The sequence below is a fragment of the Brevundimonas sp. AAP58 genome, assembly GCF_001295975.1.
In the GTDB taxonomy this organism is placed as follows: domain Bacteria; phylum Pseudomonadota; class Alphaproteobacteria; order Caulobacterales; family Caulobacteraceae; genus Brevundimonas.
In genome coordinates, this window is the sequence record NZ_LJHU01000087.1 from 1 (window position 1) to 21034 (window position 21034).

The 21034-nt window shown below is 69.7% G+C and carries 19 protein-coding genes; 14 read left to right on the top strand and 5 right to left on the bottom strand.

Annotated features, from left to right (window positions below):
• The 3 genes from IP78_RS11400 to IP78_RS11410 all read right to left on the bottom strand — a co-directional run.
• A partial coding sequence (locus IP78_RS11400; RefSeq protein WP_054111805.1) for an aspartyl protease family protein occupies nt 1-789 on the bottom strand: 789 nt, incomplete at its 3' end.
• A 157-nt stretch (nt 790-946) separates the two neighbouring features.
• Nucleotides 947-2449 (bottom strand): aldehyde dehydrogenase family protein, encoded by a 1503-nt coding sequence (locus IP78_RS11405; RefSeq protein ID WP_054111806.1) that lies wholly within the window; start codon nt 2447-2449, stop codon nt 947-949.
• A 100-nt stretch (nt 2450-2549) separates the two neighbouring features.
• The gene (locus IP78_RS11410; RefSeq protein WP_054111807.1) at nt 2550-2933 is read right to left on the bottom strand and encodes a hypothetical protein; all 384 of its coding nucleotides are present in this window, start codon (nt 2931-2933) and stop codon (nt 2550-2552) included.
• Nucleotides 2934-3144: 211 nt separating this feature from the next.
• Between IP78_RS11410 and IP78_RS11415 the strand changes: the two genes are divergently transcribed.
• The 10 genes from IP78_RS11415 (at nt 3145) to IP78_RS11460 (ending at nt 14950) form a co-directional block, all read left to right on the top strand.
• A complete protein-coding gene (locus tag IP78_RS11415) occupies nt 3145-3729 on the top strand; it encodes a hypothetical protein (protein ID WP_054111808.1) in 585 nt (194 codons plus the stop codon).
• 134 nt (nt 3730-3863) lie between these two features.
• Complete coding sequence (locus IP78_RS11420; RefSeq protein WP_054111809.1) at nt 3864-6299, top strand: ATP-binding protein; 2436 nt, start codon at nt 3864-3866, stop codon at nt 6297-6299.
• 90 nt (nt 6300-6389) lie between these two features.
• On the top strand, nt 6390-7064 hold the full coding sequence (locus tag IP78_RS11425; RefSeq protein WP_054111810.1) for a hypothetical protein: 675 nt from the start codon (nt 6390-6392) through the stop codon (nt 7062-7064).
• Nucleotides 6982-8574, top strand: coding sequence for a DNA polymerase Y family protein (locus IP78_RS11430; protein ID WP_054111811.1), 1593 nt, complete (start codon nt 6982-6984; stop codon nt 8572-8574). Before IP78_RS11425 ends, IP78_RS11430 begins: the two co-directional genes overlap by 83 nt.
• Entirely contained in the window at nt 8571-12122 is a 3552-nt protein-coding gene (locus IP78_RS11435) for an error-prone DNA polymerase (protein WP_197272447.1), read from the top strand. Before IP78_RS11430 ends, IP78_RS11435 begins: the two co-directional genes overlap by 4 nt.
• A gap of 41 nt (nt 12123-12163) precedes the next feature.
• Nucleotides 12164-12688, top strand: a complete 525-nt coding sequence (locus tag IP78_RS11440; protein WP_054111812.1) for a 6-carboxytetrahydropterin synthase — start codon at nt 12164-12166, stop codon at nt 12686-12688.
• Nucleotides 12689-12751: 63 nt separating this feature from the next.
• Nucleotides 12752-13459 carry a hypothetical protein gene (locus IP78_RS15045; protein ID WP_082384997.1) on the top strand — a complete coding sequence of 236 codons (708 nt, stop codon included), beginning with the start codon at nt 12752-12754 and terminating at the stop codon, nt 13457-13459.
• Nucleotides 13460-13472: 13 nt separating this feature from the next.
• Nucleotides 13473-13862: a hypothetical protein gene (locus tag IP78_RS11450; protein ID WP_054111813.1), complete on the top strand. Its 390-nt coding sequence runs from the start codon at nt 13473-13475 to the stop codon at nt 13860-13862.
• Nucleotides 13863-13930: 68 nt separating this feature from the next.
• Nucleotides 13931-14218, top strand: a complete 288-nt coding sequence (locus tag IP78_RS11455; RefSeq protein ID WP_082385000.1) for a GNAT family N-acetyltransferase — start codon at nt 13931-13933, stop codon at nt 14216-14218.
• Between the two features lie 75 nt (nt 14219-14293).
• Nucleotides 14294-14950 carry a DUF4126 domain-containing protein gene (locus IP78_RS11460; protein ID WP_197272448.1) on the top strand — a complete coding sequence of 219 codons (657 nt, stop codon included), beginning with the start codon at nt 14294-14296 and terminating at the stop codon, nt 14948-14950.
• Nucleotides 14951-14971: 21 nt separating this feature from the next.
• On the opposite strand, the gene IP78_RS11465 is transcribed toward IP78_RS11460, so the two are convergent.
• Together IP78_RS11465 and IP78_RS11470 are read right to left on the bottom strand one after the other, a co-directional pair.
• Entirely contained in the window at nt 14972-16819 is a 1848-nt protein-coding gene (locus tag IP78_RS11465; RefSeq protein WP_054111814.1) for a monovalent cation:proton antiporter-2 (CPA2) family protein, read from the bottom strand.
• A 70-nt stretch (nt 16820-16889) separates the two neighbouring features.
• A complete protein-coding gene (locus IP78_RS11470; RefSeq protein ID WP_231680998.1) occupies nt 16890-17681 on the bottom strand; it encodes an alpha/beta hydrolase in 792 nt (263 codons plus the stop codon).
• A 148-nt stretch (nt 17682-17829) separates the two neighbouring features.
• On the opposite strand from IP78_RS11470, the gene IP78_RS11475 reads away from it, so the two are divergent.
• Genes IP78_RS11475 through IP78_RS11490 form a run of 4 tightly spaced genes read left to right on the top strand, consistent with a single transcriptional unit; the run spans nt 17830 to nt 20752 of the window.
• Entirely contained in the window at nt 17830-18084 is a 255-nt protein-coding gene (locus IP78_RS11475) for an Lrp/AsnC family transcriptional regulator (protein ID WP_029415977.1), read from the top strand.
• A gap of 60 nt (nt 18085-18144) precedes the next feature.
• Nucleotides 18145-19323 carry an acyl-CoA dehydrogenase family protein gene (locus IP78_RS11480; RefSeq protein ID WP_054111816.1) on the top strand — a complete coding sequence of 393 codons (1179 nt, stop codon included), beginning with the start codon at nt 18145-18147 and terminating at the stop codon, nt 19321-19323.
• Between the two features lie 3 nt (nt 19324-19326).
• On the top strand, nt 19327-19626 hold the full coding sequence (locus IP78_RS15540) for a hypothetical protein (protein WP_054111817.1): 300 nt from the start codon (nt 19327-19329) through the stop codon (nt 19624-19626).
• Between the two features lie 4 nt (nt 19627-19630).
• A complete protein-coding gene (locus tag IP78_RS11490; protein ID WP_054111818.1) occupies nt 19631-20752 on the top strand; it encodes an acyl-CoA dehydrogenase family protein in 1122 nt (373 codons plus the stop codon).
• The last annotated feature ends 282 nt before the right edge of the window (nt 20753-21034 follow it).

The following is a 21034-nucleotide window of genomic DNA, read 5'->3' on the forward strand; positions in this document are numbered from 1 at the left end:
ATAGAGGCGGTCGCCCGCCGTCACGGTGCGGGCCAGCGCCACCTCGGCCGCGATGGCGCCGCCCAGCACGATGCTGGAGGTTCGCCGGGTCGGGCGGCCGTCGAGCAGGCCCGCGCTCGCCGCCGTGTCGCGTCCCAATGCCAGCAGGGCGGAGGCACCCGTGTCGACGACGGCCTCGATGGTCGCGCCCTCGACGGTGACCGGGGTCGACAGGGCGCTGCCTCGGCGCGTGACGGTGATGGGCCGGGCGTCGGTCGGCAGGACGTGGTCCTCCGGCCGGAGGAACCTCAGGCGATGGCCGACGGTGTCGAGCTCCAGTACCGTCTCGCCGAGCAGGTCCTGGCCGAGGATCAGCGGCGCCGACAGGCCGTCGCGCATGGCCAGCGGGCCCAGCGCCAGGATGGCCGTCCGCAGCTTCTCGATCCGCATCGCGCCGACGCTAAGGCTCAGCGTCGTGCCTCGCCCCATCTGCGCCCCGCCGCCGACGCCATAGGCCACCAGCGGCAGATCCACGGCTCGATCCAGTCCCACCAGATCGAACAGCCCCCGGTCGATGACGGAATATTGGGCACCGGAATCGACCAGCGCCCGGATGCTCTGGCCCGCGACCTCGACCAGCACGGTCGGGACCGAGGCGCGCGGCTCGTCATACGGCAGCCAGCCGCTGGAGCCATCGGCGGGAAAGACGACGCCCGGGTCGCGCCACAGCACGTTCTCTCTCAGCCACCACGCGCCCCCCAGGCCGCCGGCGAGCAGGCCGGCTCGGATCAGAAGGTCGCGGCGGTTCATGATCGAGAGTGTGGGGAGGCGGGGGGGCGGTGTCGAGGCAGTCGGCGTGCGCGGAGTGGCTGGTGGCTAGCGGCTAGTGGTCACAGCCGTTTTTGAAGCGCGGATCTCAGCCTTGCCCGGCGACCAACCACTAGCCACTAGCCACCAATCACCAGCGTCACACCTCGAACCGCACCCCCTGCGCCAAGGGCAGGCTTGATGAGAAGTTCACCGTCTGGGTCTGGCGGCGCATATAGGCTTTCCAGGCGTCAGAGCCCGACTCGCGGCCGCCGCCGGTGTCTTTCTCGCCGCCGAAGGCTCCGCCGATCTCGGCGCCGGACGGGCCGATGTTGACGTTGGCGATGCCGCAGTCAGAGCCCCAGGCGGACAGGAAGGCTTCCGCCTCCCGCACGCTGTCGGTGAAGACGCAGGAGCTCAGGCCCTGGGGCACGGCGTTCTGCATCTCGACCGCCTCGTCGAAGTCGCGCCAGGTCAGGACGTAGAGGATCGGCGCGAAGGTCTCGTGCATGACGACGGGGGTCTGGGCGGGCATGCGCACGATGGCGGGGTGGACGTAGGCGCCCGCGCGCTCGAGCCGGGCGCCGCCGGTCACGACGGTCCCGCCCTGATCCACGGCCTGGGCCAAGGCCGTGTCGAAGGCGGCGGCCGCATCCTCGTCGATCAGGGGCCCGACCAGAACGCCGTCGTCCCTCGGGTCGCCGATGGGCAGGCTGTCATAGGCCTTTGCGAGGCGGCTGATCAGGCTCTCGGCGATGTCCTCATGCACCAGCAGTCGGCGCAGCGTGGTGCAGCGCTGGCCGCAGGTGCCGACGGCCGAAAAGGCGATGGCGCGCACGGCCATGTCGAGGTCTGCCGAGGGCGTCACGATCATGGCGTTGTTGCCGCCCAGTTCCAGCAGCGACCGGCCGAGCCGCGCCGCCACGCTCTGAGCCACCGCCCGGCCCATGCGGGTCGATCCCGTGGCCGACACCAGCGGCACGCGCGCATCGGCGGCCAGGGCCTCCCCGACCTCGCGGCCGCCGATGAGGACCTGGAGCAGCCCATCGGGCGCATCGCCGAAGCGGGCGAGCGCGCGCTCCGCGACCGCCTGGGTGGCCAGCGCCGTCAGGGGGGTCTTCTCGGACGGCTTCCAGATCACCGGGTCGCCGCACACCAGAGCGAGCGCCGCGTTCCAGGCCCAGACCGCCACGGGGAAATTGAAGGCCGAGATCACCGCGACGGGGCCGAGCGGCTGCCAGGCTTCGCGCATGTGGTGGCCGGGGCGTTCGCTGGGGAGCGTCAGGCCATAGAGCTGGCGCGACAGGCCGACGGCGAAGTCGCAGATGTCGATCATCTCCTGGACTTCGCCCAGGCCCTCCGAGGCGATCTTGCCGGCCTCCAGCGTGACCAGGGCGGCGAGGTCGGCCTTGGCGGCGCGGAGTTCCTCGCCGAGCAGGCGGACCAGTTCGCCCCGGCGGGGGGCAGGCACGCGCCGCCAGGCGTCGAAGGCCGTGGCTGCGGCGGCGATGGCCTGATCGACCTCTTCGGGAGGGGTGATGCGGACTGAATCGCCGGTCGAGCCGTCGATCGGCGAGCGGGTCTGGAGGCCACCCGGCGAGAAGGCGCTCTTGGAGACCCCGAGGCGAGAGAGGATGGCGCGGGCGTCGAGGGCTGCGGTCATGGCCACCTCATACGCGGCTCCCTCTCCCGCTGGGAGAGGGAATACGTTGAAAGGCCGCCGCCCTTGCGGACGACGGCCCCTCGATCAGGCGATCGGGCGCTTACCAGCGGTCGCGGCGGCCGCCGTCACGACGATCTTCGCGCAGCTGCCAGCGGATGCGATCCAGACGCCGTTCCAGATCGTTGCGTTCCCAGCGGCTCAGGCCGTCGCGGCGGTAACGCCACTCCAGGCGCTCGTACTCGTTCAGCTGGTGGCGCAGGTTCTGGGCTTCGCGGCGGCTGATCGTGCCGCGATAGGCGGCGCGTTCGATCCGCTGGGCCAGTTGGGCCTGCTCGCGATGGAGCCCCCCGCCTTGGCCGTAGCCGTAGCCGTAGCCGTAGCCACCACCGTGGCCGTAGGATTGGGCCAGCGTCGGGGTCGCGATCGCGACCGCCGACGCCGCCAGAAGCGAAAGCAGCGCTTTCTTCGTCAGGGCGGTCGTCATTGAGGTCTTCCTTCGAAGCGGTCCGGGGATCGGGCCGACGGGTGAAGAAAACCACGGTGAAGCTGACACGCCTCTGAGCCGTCTGTTGTCTGGCGTTCAGCCAGATGAACGGTCACGCTTGCCGCGTCTGTTCACCGCGCCTTCACCCTGTCTCTGAACCCCGCGTCAACGGGCGAGGGAGCACTGTGGCCGTCCAATCACGAGGGTGGCGATGGCGCGCGCGCAGTTCCAGAAGGGTCAGAAGGTCTGGGTCGAATGCGTCGGTGCCTGGGCGCATGTCGAGAAGGTCCAGCCGGTCTGGGCCAAGGGCTTCGACGAGCCCGTGCGCGTGACCTACGACGTCGGCCTGGGCCGAGAGTTCCAGGCGTCCGAACTGCTGCTCCCGTCCGAAGACGAGACGCCGGACATGGCGGGCTGGCGTCTACTGCGAGCCCGCAACAAGTGGCAGTCGGCGGAGGACACGCCCCACCATCCCTATCCCGGCACCTATCCCGTCGTGGTCACAGACGCCGCCGACTGGGGTGGCTGGCGAGTGCCGGGCGCCGAGTACGACCGCGACCCCAACCGCATCGAGTTTCAGGCGCGCCTGATCACCGCTGCGCCCCGTCTGATGGCCCTGGCCCAGCGGCTGGTCGACGCCGTGGCCGAGAACCCCGATGACGCCCCGCCCGAGAGCCTGGCCCTGGCGCGCGAGGCCCGAGACATCCTGAAGTCCGTGACCCAGGTCATGGCACCGCCTGCCGAGATGCCTGCCGCCTCGGCCGCGCCGGGACCCGTAGCCCGGGTCGCCGCATGACCCGGGCAAGGTTTCGTTAACCAAGCCTCGACAGGATTCCGCGACGCAGCCTAGATTCCGGAGCGTCGTCGAATCGCCAAGCGCTCGCCCCGGCCCCTCCGGCCGCGACGCCGCGAACTGTCCGGGAGAGCGCCTTGCGGGGCAGCGAGCGCCGCATCCAGCATCCGGGCCGAAGGGCTTCGGACAACTCCAGCCCGGCGCTTCCGGCGTGGGCGCGCATCACTGTGCTGGCGCTGACCCTTGGTCTGGCTCTCTACGTGGTCCTGTTCGCGCGCGAGAGCACCCGGCCCGCTCGGGAGGCGGCCGTCCTGCGCGAACAGGCCCTGTCGCGGGATGTCGCCTTCGGGGCCGCGCGTCTGGAAGCGGACCTCGCATCGGCCCGGTTGGGTCTCGCGGCCGCGCGATCGGCGCTGACCCGAAATCCTGACCGACCGCTCGACGCCATCGAGGCGGCCCGCGCGGTCGCCCCCGCCAGTGCCTTCGCCGTCCTGGACCAGGCCGACGCGCCCCGCGCGGTTCAGGGCGCGGAGCCCGGGGCCTTCGGAGCGTTTGGCCAGGGCGAGCTTGTCCCCGCGCTGGATCGGGGGGCGCTGCTGACGGTTTCCGACGGAGCGGGCGGGCGGATTGTTGCGCGGACCCCGGTCCCAGGCGATCCGCGCGGACGCCTGCTGATCGTCATGCCCGCGGCCGGTGTGATCGCGACGGGCGAGAGCGATCTGGAGCGCCGGATCGGCGTCGGCCTTGGGCCCCTCATCGAGGCGGGAGAGCCGATCAAGGTCGAGCTGTCCTCCGAGCGCGCCATCGAGGCCGTCGCCGCGCCGGTGGGATCGACCGGGTTGCATGCCGTGGCCTGGCGGCCGGAGAGCGCGGGGGCGGCTGCGGTCATCAGTGATCTGTGGCTGCTGGTGGCGCCGCTGGGGTTGGGTGTGCTCGTGCTGGGTCTCGCCCTGATGCAGCGCTGGCGCCAGAGCCGCGCAGCCAAGGTCTTCGCCGAGACCGAGCACCGTTTCCGGGTCGCGGTCGAGGCCGCGCGCTGCGGCGTCTGGGAATGGGACACCGAAGCCGACGAGGTCATCGTCTCGGACTACATGGCGGAGCTGCTGGGTCTGCCAGAGGGGGGGTCGGTGAGGGCCGAAGCGGTGATGGAACGAATCCATCCCCGCTATCGCGAGCTCGTCCAGCACGCGCTGCTTCAAGCCTCCACCTTCGGGTCGTTCGAAGTGACCTTCCCCGTGCCGGTCGAGGGGCGCGGTGCCCGCTGGATCGACGCCCGGGGACAGGCAAGGGGCGCGAGGGGAGAGCACGGCTTCTCCATGATCATGGGCGTGGCGCTGGACATCACCGAGGCCCGCCGCGCCAAGGCCCAGGCCCAGTCGGCCGAGAACCGGCTGAGGGACGGCATCGAGAGCGTGTCGGACGCCTTTGCCCTGTTCGACCGTAACGGCCGGCTGATCCTGTCCAATGTCGCCTTCAAGGACGCCTTCGGCTTCACCGACGAAGCGCTGAGGAAGGGGGCGCTCAAGGACGAGCTTACCCGCATCGCGGCTCTGGCCATCAAGGCGGAGCGGCCGTCCGCAGAAGGACGGGCCGGGGCGCGTGAGGTCGAGCTGCACGACGGGCGGGTGCTGCAGCTGAACGAGCGATTCACCGGCGACGGCGGCACGGTGGTCACCGCCGCCGACGTCACCTTCATCCGTCGCCAGGAGCTGGAGCGGCAGAGAGCGGCGGATTCGCTGCGCGCTATGGTCGATCAGCTGGAGGCCAGCCAGGAGAAGCTCAGCCTGCTCGCGCGCAAGTACGAGATCGCCATGACCCGGGCCGAGGCCGCCAACCAGGCCAAGTCCGAGTTCCTGGCCAATATGTCCCATGAGCTGCGCACGCCGCTGAACGCGATCAATGGCTTCTCGGAGATCATGGCCGGCGAGATGTTCGGGCCGCTGGGCGACGCCCGCTACAAGGGCTATGCCGCCGATATCCTGAAGTCGGGCCAGCATCTGCTCAGCCTGATCAACGACATCCTCGACATGGCCAAGATCGAGGCCGGCAAGATGACGCTGCACTATGAGGCGGTGGATCTGGTCGAGGTCTGCGAGGACGCGACGCGGCTGATGCGCGGCAAGGCGCAGGAGGCGGGACTGGCCCTGACGCTGGAAGCCGGCGACCTGCCCGAGGTCGAGGCGGACTATCGCGGTCTGAAGCAGGTCATGCTGAACCTGATCTCCAACGCGGTGAAGTTCACGCCGGAGGGCGGGTCGATCACGGTTTCGGTTCACCCGATGGCGGGCGACCGGGTTCGGATCGCCGTGACGGACACCGGCATCGGCATCGCAGCCGAGGATCTGGCGCGGCTGGCCCAGCCGTTTGAACAGGTCGAGGGCCAGCATTCCAAGACGACCCAGGGCACGGGCCTGGGCCTGGCCCTGACCAAGTCGCTGATCGAACTGCACGGCGGCCAGATGCGGATGGAAAGCGAGCCCGGCGAAGGCACGACGGTCAGCTTCGACATCCCCGTGCGCCGGCCGGTCGATCAGACCCAGGCTCATGGTCAGCCCCAGGCCCGCGCGGCCTGATCCTAAGGCTCCACACCCTGCGGCGCTGAAGCTTCGCGATTCGGTTTGACTCGGAACCAGACCGGAACAAATAATGAACATTCAGGTTCCGTGATCGCCATGACCGCCCTTTCGCCCACGCCAGACGCCGCCGTTCCGCCGCCCCTGACCGATCTCCCGGCCGGTCTGGAGGAGGCATGCGCGACCACGCCGCGCGACATGGCCGCGACGCTGGCCTTCGCCCTGGCGCGGGTGGCGGGTCAGGATCGGCGCGGCGTGGGCCTGGCCCTGACGCGGGCCTGGCTGAATGAGCACGGTCGTCCCTATGGCCCCGGTCTGGCGCGGTTCGGGCGGGCCGAGGGCGTTCTGCTGGTCGTGTGTCGCACGCAGGCCGAGGCCCTGTGGGCGATGGAGCAGGGTCTCAGGTCGGGCGGTCTGTCGCTGATGCTCGGCGGCATCGAGGGCGCGGACCTGACCCAGACGCGGCGTCTGGACTTCGCCGCCCGCGATGGGGCCTCGGCGGGGATGCTGCTGCGGACCCGGACGGGCGACCTGTCCGCCGCACGTCGACGCTGGCGCATCGCGGCCGAGGCCAGTGGGAGCGACGCCGATGACGTCCGGGCGCCGGGGCCGATGCGCCTGATGGCCGAACTGACCCGCAGCCGGGGCGAGCGGCCCGGCGTCTGGATGCTGGAGATGGAGGATGAGACGCATCGTCTCCGTCTGGCTGATCGACTGGCCGGTCACGGTCATGGCCCGGTCGGCCGGACCGCTCGCGCCGCCTGATCCCTTCGCGGAAGCGGCAGGCCCGCTGGCCCTGATCCTGAAGACGGCGCCGGGCGCGGTGATCCACGCCCTGAACCCGGCCGCGCGCGCGGCTGGCCTTAGCCGGGGCCAGACCCAGGCGGATGCGCTCGCCATGATCCCCCATCTGGACTGTCGCCCGGCCGATCCGGAAGCCGACGCCAAGGCGCTTCAGGCGCTTGCGGTCTGGGCCGAGCGGTGGTCGCCGTCGGTCAGCGTCGATGGCTCCGACGGCGGGCTGGAGGGGCTGTTCCTCGACGTCACCGGCGCGGCCCATCTGTTCGGCGGCGAGGCGAGCCTGATCGCCCAGATCGAACAGCGGCTGGCCGATGCGGGTGCCCGGTCACGCGCCTCTATCGCCCCGACGCCCGGCGCGGCCTGGGCGCTCGCCCGCTGGGGAACCGCGCGACGCATCGCCGGGGACGACCTGCGCGACCTGCTGGCCCCCCTGCCCGTCGAGGCTCTGCGGATCGATCAAGCGACCCTGCGTCAGGCCCGACGGTTCGGGTTGAAGATCATCGGCGACCTCTATCCCATGCCGCGCGCGGGCCTGGCCCGCCGCTTCCGCGAGGTCGACGGGGCTGGGCTGGTTCGGCGGCTGGACCAGGCCCTGGGTCTGACCGCCGAGGCCCTGATCCCGGTGCGCGCGCCCGCCAAATATCGCGGCTGGGAGGCCTATGCCGACCCCCTGACTGACACCGCCGGCATCGAGGCGCGCGCGCCGGGCCTGGCCGAGAGCCTGTCGCGCGCGCTGGAGCGGGACGGGCAGGGGGCGCGGGTCCTGACGCTGACGGCCTTTCGCGTCGACGGGCGCACCAGCGACATCTCGGTCCGCATGGGCCGGGCGTCCCGCGAGGTGAAGGTCTGGCTGAGGCTGTTTCGCGAAACCGGGTTCGAGCGGATCGACCCCGGCTTCGGCATCGACGCCCTGATGCTGTCGGCCGATGTGGCGGAGCCGCTGGCCGCTCATCAGGTCGAGATCGGCCAGGAGGCGGCGGCGCGTCAGGCCGAGGGGCTGGCCGCTCTCATAGACCGGCTGTCGGCGCGGCTGGGCGAAGACGCCGTACGGGTCGCATCCCCCGCCGGGTCGTGGCTGCCCGAACGGGCCGAGCGCTGGCGGTCGGCTCTGGCCAAGGCTCCGGCTCCGGTCGAGGGACCGGCGACGCACGACCGCGCTCGGCCGCTGATGCTGCTGGATCCGCCCGAGCCGGTGGAGGCCATCGCCGAACTCCCCGACGGGGCGCCCGCCCGCTTCACCTGGCGGCGCGTCTGTCGCCGGGTCACCCGCGCCGACGGACCCGAGCGTCTGTCGCCGGAATGGTGGCGGCCGCGTGGGGATGGCCGCCAGGTCCGCACCCGCGACTACTACCGCATCGAGGACGACCAGGGCCTGCGCTACTGGCTGTTCCGCGAGGGGCTCTATGGGCCGGAATACACGGGCGGAGCGGACGAGCGGCCGCCGTCCTGGTGGATGCACGGGATGTTCCCGTGAGCGGCTGGAGCGGCGAGTACGCCGAGCTCGGCGCCATGACCAACTTCAGCTTCCTGGAGGGGGCGTCGCATCCCGGCGAGCTGATGATGCAGGCCAGGGCGCTCGGGCTGTCGGCCGTAGGGGTGGCCGATCGCAATACGATGGCCGGCATGGTCCGCGCCCTGATCGGGGCGGAGGACAACGACATCCGCCTGATCGTCGGCTGCCGCCTGGCCTTCCTCGACGGGACCGAGCTGATCGTCTTCCCCCGGAACCGCGCCGCCTACGGCCGCCTGTGCCGCCTGCTGACGATGGGCAAGAGCGAGGCGGTGCCGGTAGAGAACTCAATTCCGCTCATCCCGGCGAAAGCCGGGACCCAGTCCTTTGGGCGACCATTGCGAACGAAGCTGGAAGTTGTCGATCCAGCAGAGCGCTCCACAAAAGAACTGGGTCCCGGCTTTCGCCGGGATGAGCGGAGTGGAGTAGAGGGCTCCGGTCGTGATCCCGTGATCCGACCTCGCCCCTGCCTTCGCCTCGTCACCCCGTCCGATCCTCCGATCAAGGCGGAGGATGACGGCGGGGGGGAAGCGAACGGAGAGGAGACGCCAGCCTCGCCCTCCGACCCCGACCGCATTCCCAAGGCCGAGACGCGGCTGACGTTCGAACAGGCAGTCGCCTTCGGGACGGACATGATCGCGCTGGTCCCCGCGCCGGAGGTCCCCGACGCCGCCTTCGAGGCGCGGCTCTCGGCCTGGCGGGGCGCGTGGCCCGACGACCTCTATCTCGCCGCCCAGCCGCTGTGGCGCGGCGGGGACCGCGCGCGGCTGAACCGGCTGGCGAAGATGGCCGACCGCACCGGCGCGGCCCTGATCGCCACCAACGCCGTCCTGTATCACCACCCCGAGCGCCGCCCCTTGCAGGACGTCCTGACCTGCATCCGCGAGAAGACCACCATCGACGCGGCGGGGCTTCGACTCCAGGCCAACGCCGAGCGATATCTCAAACCGCCCGCCCAGATGGCCCGCCTGTTCCGTGGTCACGAGGCGGCGCTGGAGCGAACGATGGCGGTGGCGCGCGCCTGCACCTTCTCGCTGCGGGAGCTCAGCTATCAGTACCCGGACGAACCGGTGCCGAACGGCTGGTCGGCGGGGCGCTGGTTGATCCGGTTGACGTTCAAGGGCGCGCGCGACCGCTGGCCCGAGGGCGTGCCGGACAAGGTGGTTCGAACCATCAAGAAGGAAATCCGCCTGATCCGGCAGCTGAACTACGCCCACTATTTCCTGACGGTCCATGACATCGTCGCCTGGGCGCGGGAGAAGCCGCGCGAGATCCTGTGCCAGGGGCGGGGCTCGGCGGCGAACTCGGTCGTCTGCTTCTGCCTCGGCATCACCAACGTCGATCCGACCAGTCAGGACGTGCTGATCGAGCGCTTCATCTCGGCCGACCGTTCTGAACCGCCCGACATCGACGTGGATTTCGAGCACGAGCGACGGGAAGAGGTGATGCAGTACGTCTATCGCCGCTACGGCCGCGACCGGGCGGGCATTGTGGCGACGGTGATCCACTATCGCCCCCGCTCGGCCATCCGCGACGTGGGCAAGGCGCTGGGGCTGACCGAGGACGTCACCGCGCGTCTGGCCGACACCGTCTGGGGCTCCTATGGCGCGGAGGTGAAGGACGAACACGTCGACCGCGCCGGCGTGCGCCGCGACGACCCGCGCATGAAGCTGACGCTGGACCTGACCGCCGAGCTGATCCAGTTCCCCCGCCACCTCAGCCAGCACGTCGGCGGCTATGTGCTGAGCCAGACCCCGCTGTGCGAAATCGTGCCCATCGGCAATGCGGCCATGGCCGACCGCACCTTCATCGAATGGGACAAGGACGACATCGACCATCTGAAGCTGATGAAGGTCGATGTGCTGGCGCTCGGCATGCTGACGGCGATGAAGCGGGCCTTCCGCATGATCGAGGACAGCTATGGCCGAAAGCTCGAACTGCACACCGTGCCGCGCGAAGTTCCGGCGGTCTACGACATGCTGTGCAAGGGCGACTCGCTGGGCGTCTTCCAGGTCGAGAGCCGGGCGCAGATGGCGATGCTGCCGAGGCTCAGACCGCGCGAGTTCTACGACCTGGTGGTGGAGGTCGCGATCGTGCGGCCCGGCCCGATCCAGGGCGACATGGTCCACCCCTATCTGAAGCGCCGGGCCGAGCGCCGGGCGGCGGAGGAAGCCGGGCTGCCCTTCCGCATCGACTATCCCCATCCCGCGCCCGAGCATGGCGACAAGGACGAGCTGAGGCGGGTGCTGGACAAGACGCTGGGCGTGCCGCTCTTTCAGGAACAGGCCATGCGCATCGCCATGGAGGCGGCGCGCTTCTCGCCCAAGGAGGCCAATGGCCTGCGCCGCGCCATGGCCACCTTCCGCCACATGGGCACGATCGGCCAGTACGAGGAGATGATGGTCGGGCGGATGAAGGCGCGCGGTTATGATCCCGACTTCGCCGAGCGCTGCTTCGCCCAGATCAAGGGGTTCGGCGAATACGGCTTTCCCGAAAGCCATGCCTGCGCCTTCGCCCACCTGGTTTACGTTTCGTCCTGGGTGAAGTGCTTCTATCCGGACGTCTTCACCGCGAGCCTTCTGAACAGCCAGCCGATGGGGTTCTATGCGCCCGCCCAGCTGGTGCGCGACGCCATCGAGCACGGGGTCGAGGTGCGCCATCCCGACGTCAACGCCAGCGGCTGGGACGCCTCGCTGGAACCCCGGCCGGGACAGGAGCGGCATGCGCTCAGGCTGGGGTTCCGCTCCATCGACGGCTTCCGCGAGGTCTGGGCCGACGCCATCGTCGCCGCGCGCACGGCCGCGCCTTTCCGCGATCTGGAGGACCTGCGAGTCCGAGCCAGTCTGCCGCCCTCGGCCTTGGACCGACTGGCGGAAGCGGACGCCTATGGTTCGCTGGACCTCACGCGGCGTCAGGGGATGTGGGCGGCGCGGGGCGCGCCCCCGGCCTCCAGCGCGCCCCTGTTCGAGGCCATGGGGTTGGACGAGGCGGACGGTGCCCCGCCCGCGGCCCTGCCCCGACTGACGGCGGGCGAGGAGGTGGTGGGCGACTACCAGTCCATCCGCCTGTCGCTGAAGGGGCACCCGGTCGCCTTCCTGCGCGACAAGCTGACCCGGGCCGGGGCCGTGACGGCCGAGGCCTATCAGACGACGAAGGACAACCGCCGCGTCTCGGTCGGCGGGGTGGTGCTGGTCCGCCAGAGGCCCGGCTCGGCCAAGGGAGTGGTGTTCCTGACGCTGGAGGACGAGACCGGCGTGGCCAATCTGGTGCTGTGGCCCGACGTGTTCGAGCGGCTCAGGCCCGTGGCGATGGGCGCGCGCATGGTGCTGGCCAAGGGTCGGGTGCAGCGCGCCGACAACGTCACCCACCTGGTGGTCGAGGACCTGATCGACTGGACGCCGATGCTGGGCGAGCTGTCCGCGCAGACCCAGCCGGGTTCGGCCCATGCCCCCGCCAGGGGCCGCCATCCGAGAGATGTGCGGGTGCTCCCGGGGTCGCGCGACTTCCACTGACCTTGCCATCGCGGTCCGAAGGGACGACATAGCGCCGCTCAATGCCCCAGGTCCGTTTCACCCGCCGGTTCTCCATGGCCCACCGCCTTCTGGCGGATGGGGCGTCGCGCTGCGCCGTGCCCCACGGCCACAACGAATTCGTCACGGTGACTTTGGCGACGGACCGGGAGATGGAATTCGGCCACTCCAACTACGTCGCCTCCTTCGAGAGCCTGAAGAAGCGCTGGCACGGCTTCATCGACGGCGCGGTCGACCACGCCTTCCAGGTCGGATCGAAGGATCCCCTGCTGGACTGGTTCAAGGCGCACGAACCGCACCGGCTGGGCCAGGTCATGGTCTTTGACGGCGACCCCACGACCGAGGCCTTCGCCATCGCCCTGCGGCGCAAGATCGAAGCAATCCTGACGGCCGAGGGCTCGGCCTATCGCTGCATCGAACTGGCGCTGGAGGAGACCCCGACCAACACCATCGTCGTCGGCGAGACCCTGAGCGCGGCGGAGCGCGCCTGGATGGCCGGCAGCTGGATGGACCGCCCCGACCTGTCCATCAACGATCTGACGCTCTGAGGCGCGGCTTGCCTGATCCGGGCCGGATCGCCATTGTCGCACCCTGACCCACAAGGAGCCCCGATGGCCGAACCCGGCGATCCGAAAGCGACAGACGTCCCCCGTCCGGATCATGATCTGGACGACGCCGTCGGCTTCGCCTCGCCGGCGTCGCTCGCCGGGCGTCCGCGTCAGGCCGCGCCTGAGCCCGAGCCGGAACCCGCCTCGATCGCTGACCCGGAACCCGTTTCCGCGACGCCGGTGCCGGAACCCGATCTCTTCACCCCGCCCGCGGCAGAGCCCGAGCTCTTGTCGCCGCCTGAGCCTGAGCCCGAGTCCGTCGTGCCTGCCCGTCCTATACAGGCGGTGCCTCCGGCTGACCCGACCCCCGCCTGGGCGCGGGAGACGCCGGCCCCCCAGACCTACGCCGGTTTCGGCGCGCGGCGCGAAATCCCGGCCGAGCTTCAGGGTGCCAGCGGCCTCTACACCGTCTATGCCCTGATCCTGTTCGCCGTGCCGACGCTGGGCGTCTCGGCCCTGATCGCGTTGCTGGCCGTGACCGGTCGACCCGGGCCGTCGGGCGACGTCGCCGCCAGCCACTTTGTCTTCCAGCAGCGCACACTGTGGGCCGGGGCCGTCGTGGCGCTGGCGGGGGCCATCCTGATCGTGGTGGGCCTGGGCGTCTTCGTGCTGTTCCTTCTGGCGCTCTGGTTGATCGTTCGGGGCGCGGCGGGCGTTCTGAAGCTGAAGGCCGGGCGCGCCATGCCCAATCCGCGCGGCTGGCTGATCTGACAGGGACCCCAGCATGACAGACGCCCAACAGCCCCGCTTCAATTCCGGCCATGAGGGCGAAGGCAAGCCCGCCGCCCTGATCGCCTGGGCGCTCTACATCCTGTCCATCCCGTCGGCGAACCTGCTCGTCATCGTCGGCCTGGTCGTGGCCTATGCGGCGCGCGGCTCGGCGACCGGCCTGCCGCGCCAGCACATCGACGCTCAGATCCGCCTGTTCTGGTCTGTCTTCTGGTGGACCATCGCGACCTGGGTGCTGATCGCCGTCAGCGCGGTGGCATCGCTCGTTCTGATCGGCATCCCCTTCCTGCTGCTGTTCCTGGCGGTCTGGTTCCTGATCAGCGTGTGGTTCACGGTGAAGAGCGTGCTCGGCCTGCTGCAACTCCTGCAGGACAAGCCGGCCTGACGAACCGTCGCAGCTCGGAACGGCCGTCACGCGCAGGCATTTCGGCGGCACATTCCCAGGAGCAGCCCATGACCGATCTTCGCGACGTCACCGCAAGGCAGCGCTACGAACAGGGCTTCGCCGACGCGGACGGGACCCTGCGCTGCGTCTGGGCCGACTATGCGGATCGCGGCGAGGCGCGTGCCATCCTGCACGTCGAGGCCGATCAGGAACTGCGCGGCACCGGTGCATCGGGCCGCTTCATGCAGAGCCTGGCCGACCATGCCCGGCGCGAGCAGACAAAGCTGATCCCTGTGTGCGGCTACGCGGCGGCATGGTTCCGTCGTCACCCGGATCAGGCCGACGTACTGGCCTGATCCCGGCAACGGGTATGACATGATCGCGCCGCCGTTTCGGATCATCCTCGGAGGGATTGGGCGAGGGAGACTGCGATGGGACCGATCGATCTGAGGAGCCTGACGGACGTCGCAGAGCCGTTGCAGACCTGGGTCCTGCCCGTGCTGCTGGGGCTCGGCCTCGCGTCGGCCACGGGTCTACGAACCTTCCTGCCGCTGCTGATGCTGGCGCTGGCGGCGAAGTTCGGCCTGTTCGGGATCGAGCTGAACGACCGCATGGCGTGGCTGGCGGACTGGCCCGCCATCAGCGCGCTCGCCGTCGCAGCGGTCTTGGAGTTCACGGGCGACAAGGTGCCAGTGGTGGATCACGGTCTCAACGTGCTGGGCGCCTTCACCCGGCCGATCGCCGGAGCCGTGGCGGCGGGCAGCGTCTTCGTCGGCGTCGATCCGATGATGGCGGCCATCGCCGGGCTGATCGTCGGCGCGCCGACCGCCTTCGCCTTCAACGCCGCCCAGGGCGGGGCGAGGCTGGCGTCGACCGCGACGACCGGCGGTCTCGGTAATCCGATCCTGTCCTTCATCGAGGACGTGCTGAGCGTCCTGATGGTGGTGCTCGCGTTTCTCGCGCCCATCCTTGTGCCGGTCCTGATGGTCGTTCTGGCGCTCGTTCTGTTCCGCCTCGCGCGGCGGATGCGGGGTCGGATGGACGCGCGCGACGGGGCGATCAGGGCTGGCGCGGCTCGCCCGTCCTGAACAGAGCTCTCATCGCCGGGCCTAGCGGACGCTTTCCTCTTCCAGGACCTCGGCCGCCTCCTCGTTGAGCGCCTGGCCTTCGCGCTTGGGCTTGACGTAGGGTTCCGGCGTCGGGGTCACGGCGTTGCCGCGCATCAAGCCGCGCCCGGCGGTGATGCCCCCAGTCAGCTGCAGCGTCAGCCGCTCGGCGTCGCGGCGGCGCACGTCCTCGATGGTTTCGGCCACGTCCTCGGCGTTGAAACCCAGGTCGATCAGCACCTGTTCGCCGAACTTCAGGGCGGACTCGAAGGTCTCGCGGATCTGGTATTCGACCCCCGCCTGGATCAGCCGCATGGAATGACCCCGGTCATAGGCGCGCACGAACAGCTTGGTCAGGGGGAACTCCGCCTTGACCAGTTCGACGATGCGGTCGGCGACCTCGGGCTTGTCCACGCAGACCAGGATGGTTTCGGCCTCGGCGGCGCCAGACGCGCGCAGCACGTCCAGTCGCGAGCCATCGCCGAAATAGACCTTGAAGCCGAAATTTCCGGCCGCCTGGATCATCTCCACATCGTGGTCGATGATCGAGACATCGACGTCGCGCGCCAGCAGCGGCTGCGACACGACCTGGGCGAAGCGGCCGAAGCCGATGATCAGCACCCGCTCGCGCAGGCCCTCGGCGCGGTCCACGCCCTCCAGATCGTCGATGGAGACCTGGGGCCTGTCCTTCAGGAAGACGCGCGAGACCACCACGGTCACCAGCGGGGTCAGCAGCATCGACAGGATCACGATGGCCGTGAAGATCGCGCTGGTCCGGGGGTCGAAGATGCCGGTCGCCAGCGCCGCGCCGAACAGGACGAAGGCGAACTCGCCGCCTTGCGCGAACAGGGCCGCGCGCTCCAGCGCCTCGTGGTGCTTCGCCTTGAACAGCCGGGCGATGCCATAGATCGCAAGCCCCTTGACGATCATGAACAGGACGACCCCGCCGATCACCCACCGCCAGTCGGCGACCACGACGCCGAGGTTCAGCGACATGCCCACGCTGAGGAAGAACAGGCCCAGCAGGATGGATCGGAACGGGTCGACGTCGGCCTCCAGCTGATGCCGGAAGGTCGAGTCCGACAGCAGCACACCCGCCAGAAACGCCCCCATCGCCATCGACAGCCCGCCCAGCGACATGGCCCAGGCGGCACCGGTCACGACCAGCAGGGCGGCGGCCAGCATGACCTCGCGCCCGCCGTACTTGGCCAGCTGACGGAACAGGGGGTTGATGGCGTAGCGCCCGGCGATGAAGACGCCCGCGATGGCGGCGACCGCCAGGCCGATCGTCTGCCAGATCGGCGGGCCGTCCTCGGCGACGCCCAGGACGCTGGCCAGCACCGCGACCAGCGCCAGGAGCGGCACGATGGCGAGGTCTTCGAGCAGCAGGATGGAGACCGCGCGCTGACCCTGGGGCGTGTTGATCTCGTTCTTCTCGTCCAGGGTCTGCATGATCACGGCGGTCGAGGACAGGACGAAGCCCATCGCGCCGACGAAGGCTACGGCGGGCGCGACGCCGAAGGCCATGGCCACGGCGGTCAGCAGAAGGCCGGACGCCAGGACCTGGGACGCGCCCAGCCCGAAGATTTCCTTCCGCAGCGCCCACAGCTTGGCCGGTCGCATCTCCAGGCCGATGATGAAGAGGAACATCACCACGCCTAGCTCTGCGACGTGCAGTATGGCCTCCGCGTCCTGGATCATGCCGAAGACGAAGGGGCCGATCAGGATGCCGGCGGCCAGGTAGCCCAGCACAGACCCGAGGCCCAGGCGACGGAACAAGGGCACGGCGACGACCGCCGCGGCCAGCAGCGCCACGCCGTGGCCCAGATCCATGCCCGTCGATTCCGCCATGCCCGCCTCGCCCTGTCGGTGGTCCAGAGAACCTATAGTGGCGCTTGGCCTTCGCGATTGCGAGGGCGGGTCAGGATTTAGCCAGTTCGACGATGCGCTGGACTAGCGGACTGCCCGGATCGGTCAGGGGCGACAGCACGGTGAAATGGTTCAGGCTGGGCAGGGCCTCGAACCGGGTTTCGGCACCCCGGGCTCCCCAGGTGGCGGCCATGTCGCGGGACTGGCGGACGAACTCGGCGGTCTCGTCGGCCCCGACGACGCAGTCCAGCACCGTGCCGCCGGGTGCCCCGCCGTTCGGCGCGGGCCAGTGGATCGGCGACAGGGCGCGGGCCTCCAGCCGGTTCAGCCCGAGCGCCGCGTTGATCGATGTCGTGACCAGCGGCTCCAGATCGAAGACGCCCGAGATCGCCACCGCCGCCGAGGCGCGGCCCTCGCTGAGCAGGCAGGCCGCCAGATGCCCGCCGGCCGAATGGCCGAACACCATCGGCCTCTTGCCCGTCCGCTCGCGCAACATGCCGGCCGCCTTGCGCATCTGGCCGACGATGCGGGCCAGCCGGACGGTCGGGCAGAGGTCGTAGGAGGCGACGGCCAGCGACACGCCGTTCGACACCAGCGCGGGCGCGACGCCGCTGAACCAGTCCTTGTCCAGCGCCTGCCAGTAGCCGCCATGGATGAACAGGGCGATCGGCGCGTCGGGCCCGGCCTCGAACAGGTCCATCACCTCCCGCTCACCGGGACCATAGCGGATCAGCGTCGGCGGATGGGCCGCGCGGGCGGCCTCGGCTTGGGCCTTCCACGCCGCCATCAGGGCGGGATGGTCGGGCACGGCCGCGCGGTTGTTGTATTGAGCTTCGAGGTCCACGGCTGGGAAGGGATTAGGGATTAGGGATTAGGGATTGGAGGGTATCAAGGCGGGTGGGCCGTTCGCGGTGATGGTCTGCGCAAGCGGCGCGGCATACAACGTCTCTAATCCCTAATCCCTAATCCCTCTCTCGGAGACAGCCCCTGCCATGATGACCGCCATCTTCGTCTTCATCAAATGCGAGCTGGGCCACGCCAACGACGTCGCCGCCGACATCGTGGACAATGTCGAGAACGTCTCGGAGGTCTATTCCACCTCGGGCCAGTACGACCTGCTGGCCAAGTTCCAGCTGCCCAAGGAGATGGACATCGGCACCTTTGTGACGAAGTCGGTCCAGACGCGCCCCCACATCCGCGACACCTTCACCGTCATCACCTTCTCGCCGTTTCTCCCGACGAAGTGACGCAACGTCAGGCGTGAAACCCTGCTAGATTCCTTGCCAGAGGAAACGCGGGGAACACGCATGACCGATCTGGAGACCTTCCGCGCCGAGACGCGGGCCTGGCTGGAGGCGAACTGCCCGGCCGAGTGCCGCGGACCGCTGGAGAACGACGAAGACCGCGTCTGGGGCGGCCGAAACGCCGTCTTCAAGACCCCGGCGCACAAGCGCTGGATGGAGGTCATGGGCGAACGCGGCTGGACCGCGCCGGAATGGCCCAAGGAGTACGGCGGCGGCGGCCTGTCGCGCGAGGAGGCCAAGGTGCTGGCCAGCGAGATGCGCCGCATCGACGCCCAGTCGCCCCTGTCGTCCTTCGGCATCTGGATGCTGGGACCGGCGCTGCTGCAGTTCGGCACGGAAGAGCAGAAGAAGCGCTTCCTGCCCGAGATCGTGCGCGGCGAGATCCGCTGGTGCCAGGGCTATTCCGAACCCGGCGCCGGCTCGGACCTGGCGGGGCTGCAGACCCGGGCGGAAGATCGGGGCGACCACTGGATCGTCAACGGCCAGAAGGTCTGGACCTCCTACGCCGACAAGGCCGACTGGATCTTCTGCCTGGTCCGCACCGACCCGGACGCGCCCAAGCATCTGGGCATCAGCTTCGTCCTGTTCGACATGGCCACGCCGGGCGTGACCACGCGCCCGATCACCCTGATCAGCGGCAAGTCGCCCTTCTGCGAGACCTTCTTCGACAACGTCCGCGTCGAGAAGGAGAATCTGGTCGGCGTGCTGAACCGGGGCTGGGACGTGGCCAAGGCGCTGCTCGCGCACGAGCGGACCATGATCGGCGCCATGGGCGACATGGGCCGGCCGATGGGTCAGGTGGCGGTGGACTCGCTCGGCCTGGACGAAAGCGGTCGACTGGACGAGTCCATGCTGCGGGCGAAGATCGCCGAGCTGGAAATCGACGTCGCCGCCTTCCGCCTGTCGATGGAGCGGGTCGGGGATCAGGTGAAGGCCAGGCAGGTGTCGCCCGCCATCGCCTCGATGCTGAAATACTACGGCTCGGAGCTGAACAAGCGCCGCCACGAACTGGCCATGGCGGCGGGCGGCTCGGACGCCCTGGAGTGGGAAAGCGAGCGGTCCAGGGGCGGCACCCCGGCCCGCGAATGGCTGCGCACCAAGGCCAACTCCATCGAGGGCGGCACCAGCGAGGTCCAGCTGAACATCATCGCCAAGCATTTGCTGCAGTTGCCGGGGGCGTAAGGCTTGCGGGACGTTCTGCTGGACTTGCGCTGGATACCTGTCGTTCTCCTTTGGTCTGCCAGCGTTTGGTTCGGCACAGTCATCTTGACGCCCCTCAGTTGGGGCATGGCATGGAGCGACTACTCACTGGCGAAGCAGGTGCAGATCATCTGTTTGGCCGTTCTACCGCTTATCGTGATCATCGCCGCTTATGCTTTGTGGATTGTTCGCGGTCGGCCACGTCGGTTTCCCGCCATGACGCTGCTCCTCGCGCCTGCGGCAGACCTGTTATTTCTCTTCTATTCGCGGCTATCCGGACACTGAGCGCATGCCCCTGATCCTGACCGAAGAACAGACGATGCTGAAGGAGGCCGCCGACGGCTTCCTGGCCGAGCACGCGCCGATCACCCACCTGCGCCAGCTGAGGGACAGCCGCGACGCGGACGGCGTCTCGCGCGAGCTTTGGCGGGCGTTCGGGGAGATGGGCTTCGCCGGCGTCATCATCCCGGAGGAGCACGGCGGCTCGGGCCTAGGCGCCGTCGAGGCGGGCGTGGTCGCCGAGGCGCTCGGCCGCACCCTGACGCCCAGTCCCTTCTTCGGGTCCAGCGTTCTGGCCGCCCGCGTCCTGATCGACGCCGCGTCCGCCGAGCAGCAGGCGGCCTGGCTGCCCCGGATCGCGGCGGGCGAGGCCATCCTGTCGCTCGCCGTCGACGAGGGTCCCAAGCACCAGCCCGCCCGCATCATGACGACGGCGGAGCGCAGCGGCAACGGCTTCAAGCTGAACGGGGCCAAGGGCTTCGTTCTGGACGGCCACATCGCCGACGCCCTGATCGTGGCGGCGAAGACCGAGGGCGGGACGACCCTGTTCCTGGTCGATCCGAAGACCGCCGGGATCGAGATCGAACGCACCGTTATGGTCGATGCCCACAACGCCGCGCGGGTCACGCTGAAGGACGTCCAGGTCGACGCCGACGCCGTGATCGGCGCGGTCGACGGCGGGGAGGGGGCACTGAACGCCGCGCTTGACCTCGGCCGGGCCTGCGCCGCCGCCTGTCTGACCGGAGCGGGGGACGAGGCCTTCCGCGTCACCGTGGAATACCTGCGCACGAGGAAGCAGTTCGGCCGCGCCATCGGCGAGTTCCAGGCGCTGCAGCACCGCGCGGCCCACCTGTTCACCGAGCTGGAGATCGCCAAGGCCGCCGTGCTCGCCGCGCTCCAGCGCATCGACGCGGGCACCGACAAGGCCGACCTCGCCGTCTCCGTCGCCAAGGCCAAGGCCGGCCGCGTCGCCGAACTGGCGGTGCAGGAGGCGGTCCAGATGCACGGCGGCGTCGGCATGACCGACGAATACGACGTGGGCCTGTTCATGAAGCGCGTCCGCGTCCTGAACGAACTGCTGGGCGACGCCGGTTTCCACGCGGAGCGGATCGCGCGGGCGGGAGGCTACTGATCCGCTCCGACGGTGGCTGCCGCGACACGCCGTTAACCCCATCGCTCCCGCGCGCGGCGAAGACCCTCGACAGAGAACCGTGGTCGGTCTCCTATCGATCCCGATGAAGCCTAACGGTTCGTCAACCCTGCCGGCATGGACACGGGCGGTCATGGTCGGCGTGATGGGGGAATCGTTCTCGCAATGGCGACGACCGCGTCGGGGGGCGCGGTCGAGGCGGCTCAGGGCCGCAGCTTCATCACCTCGGACGGGGCCCGTCTCCAGGATCTGGAGGCGGGCCCC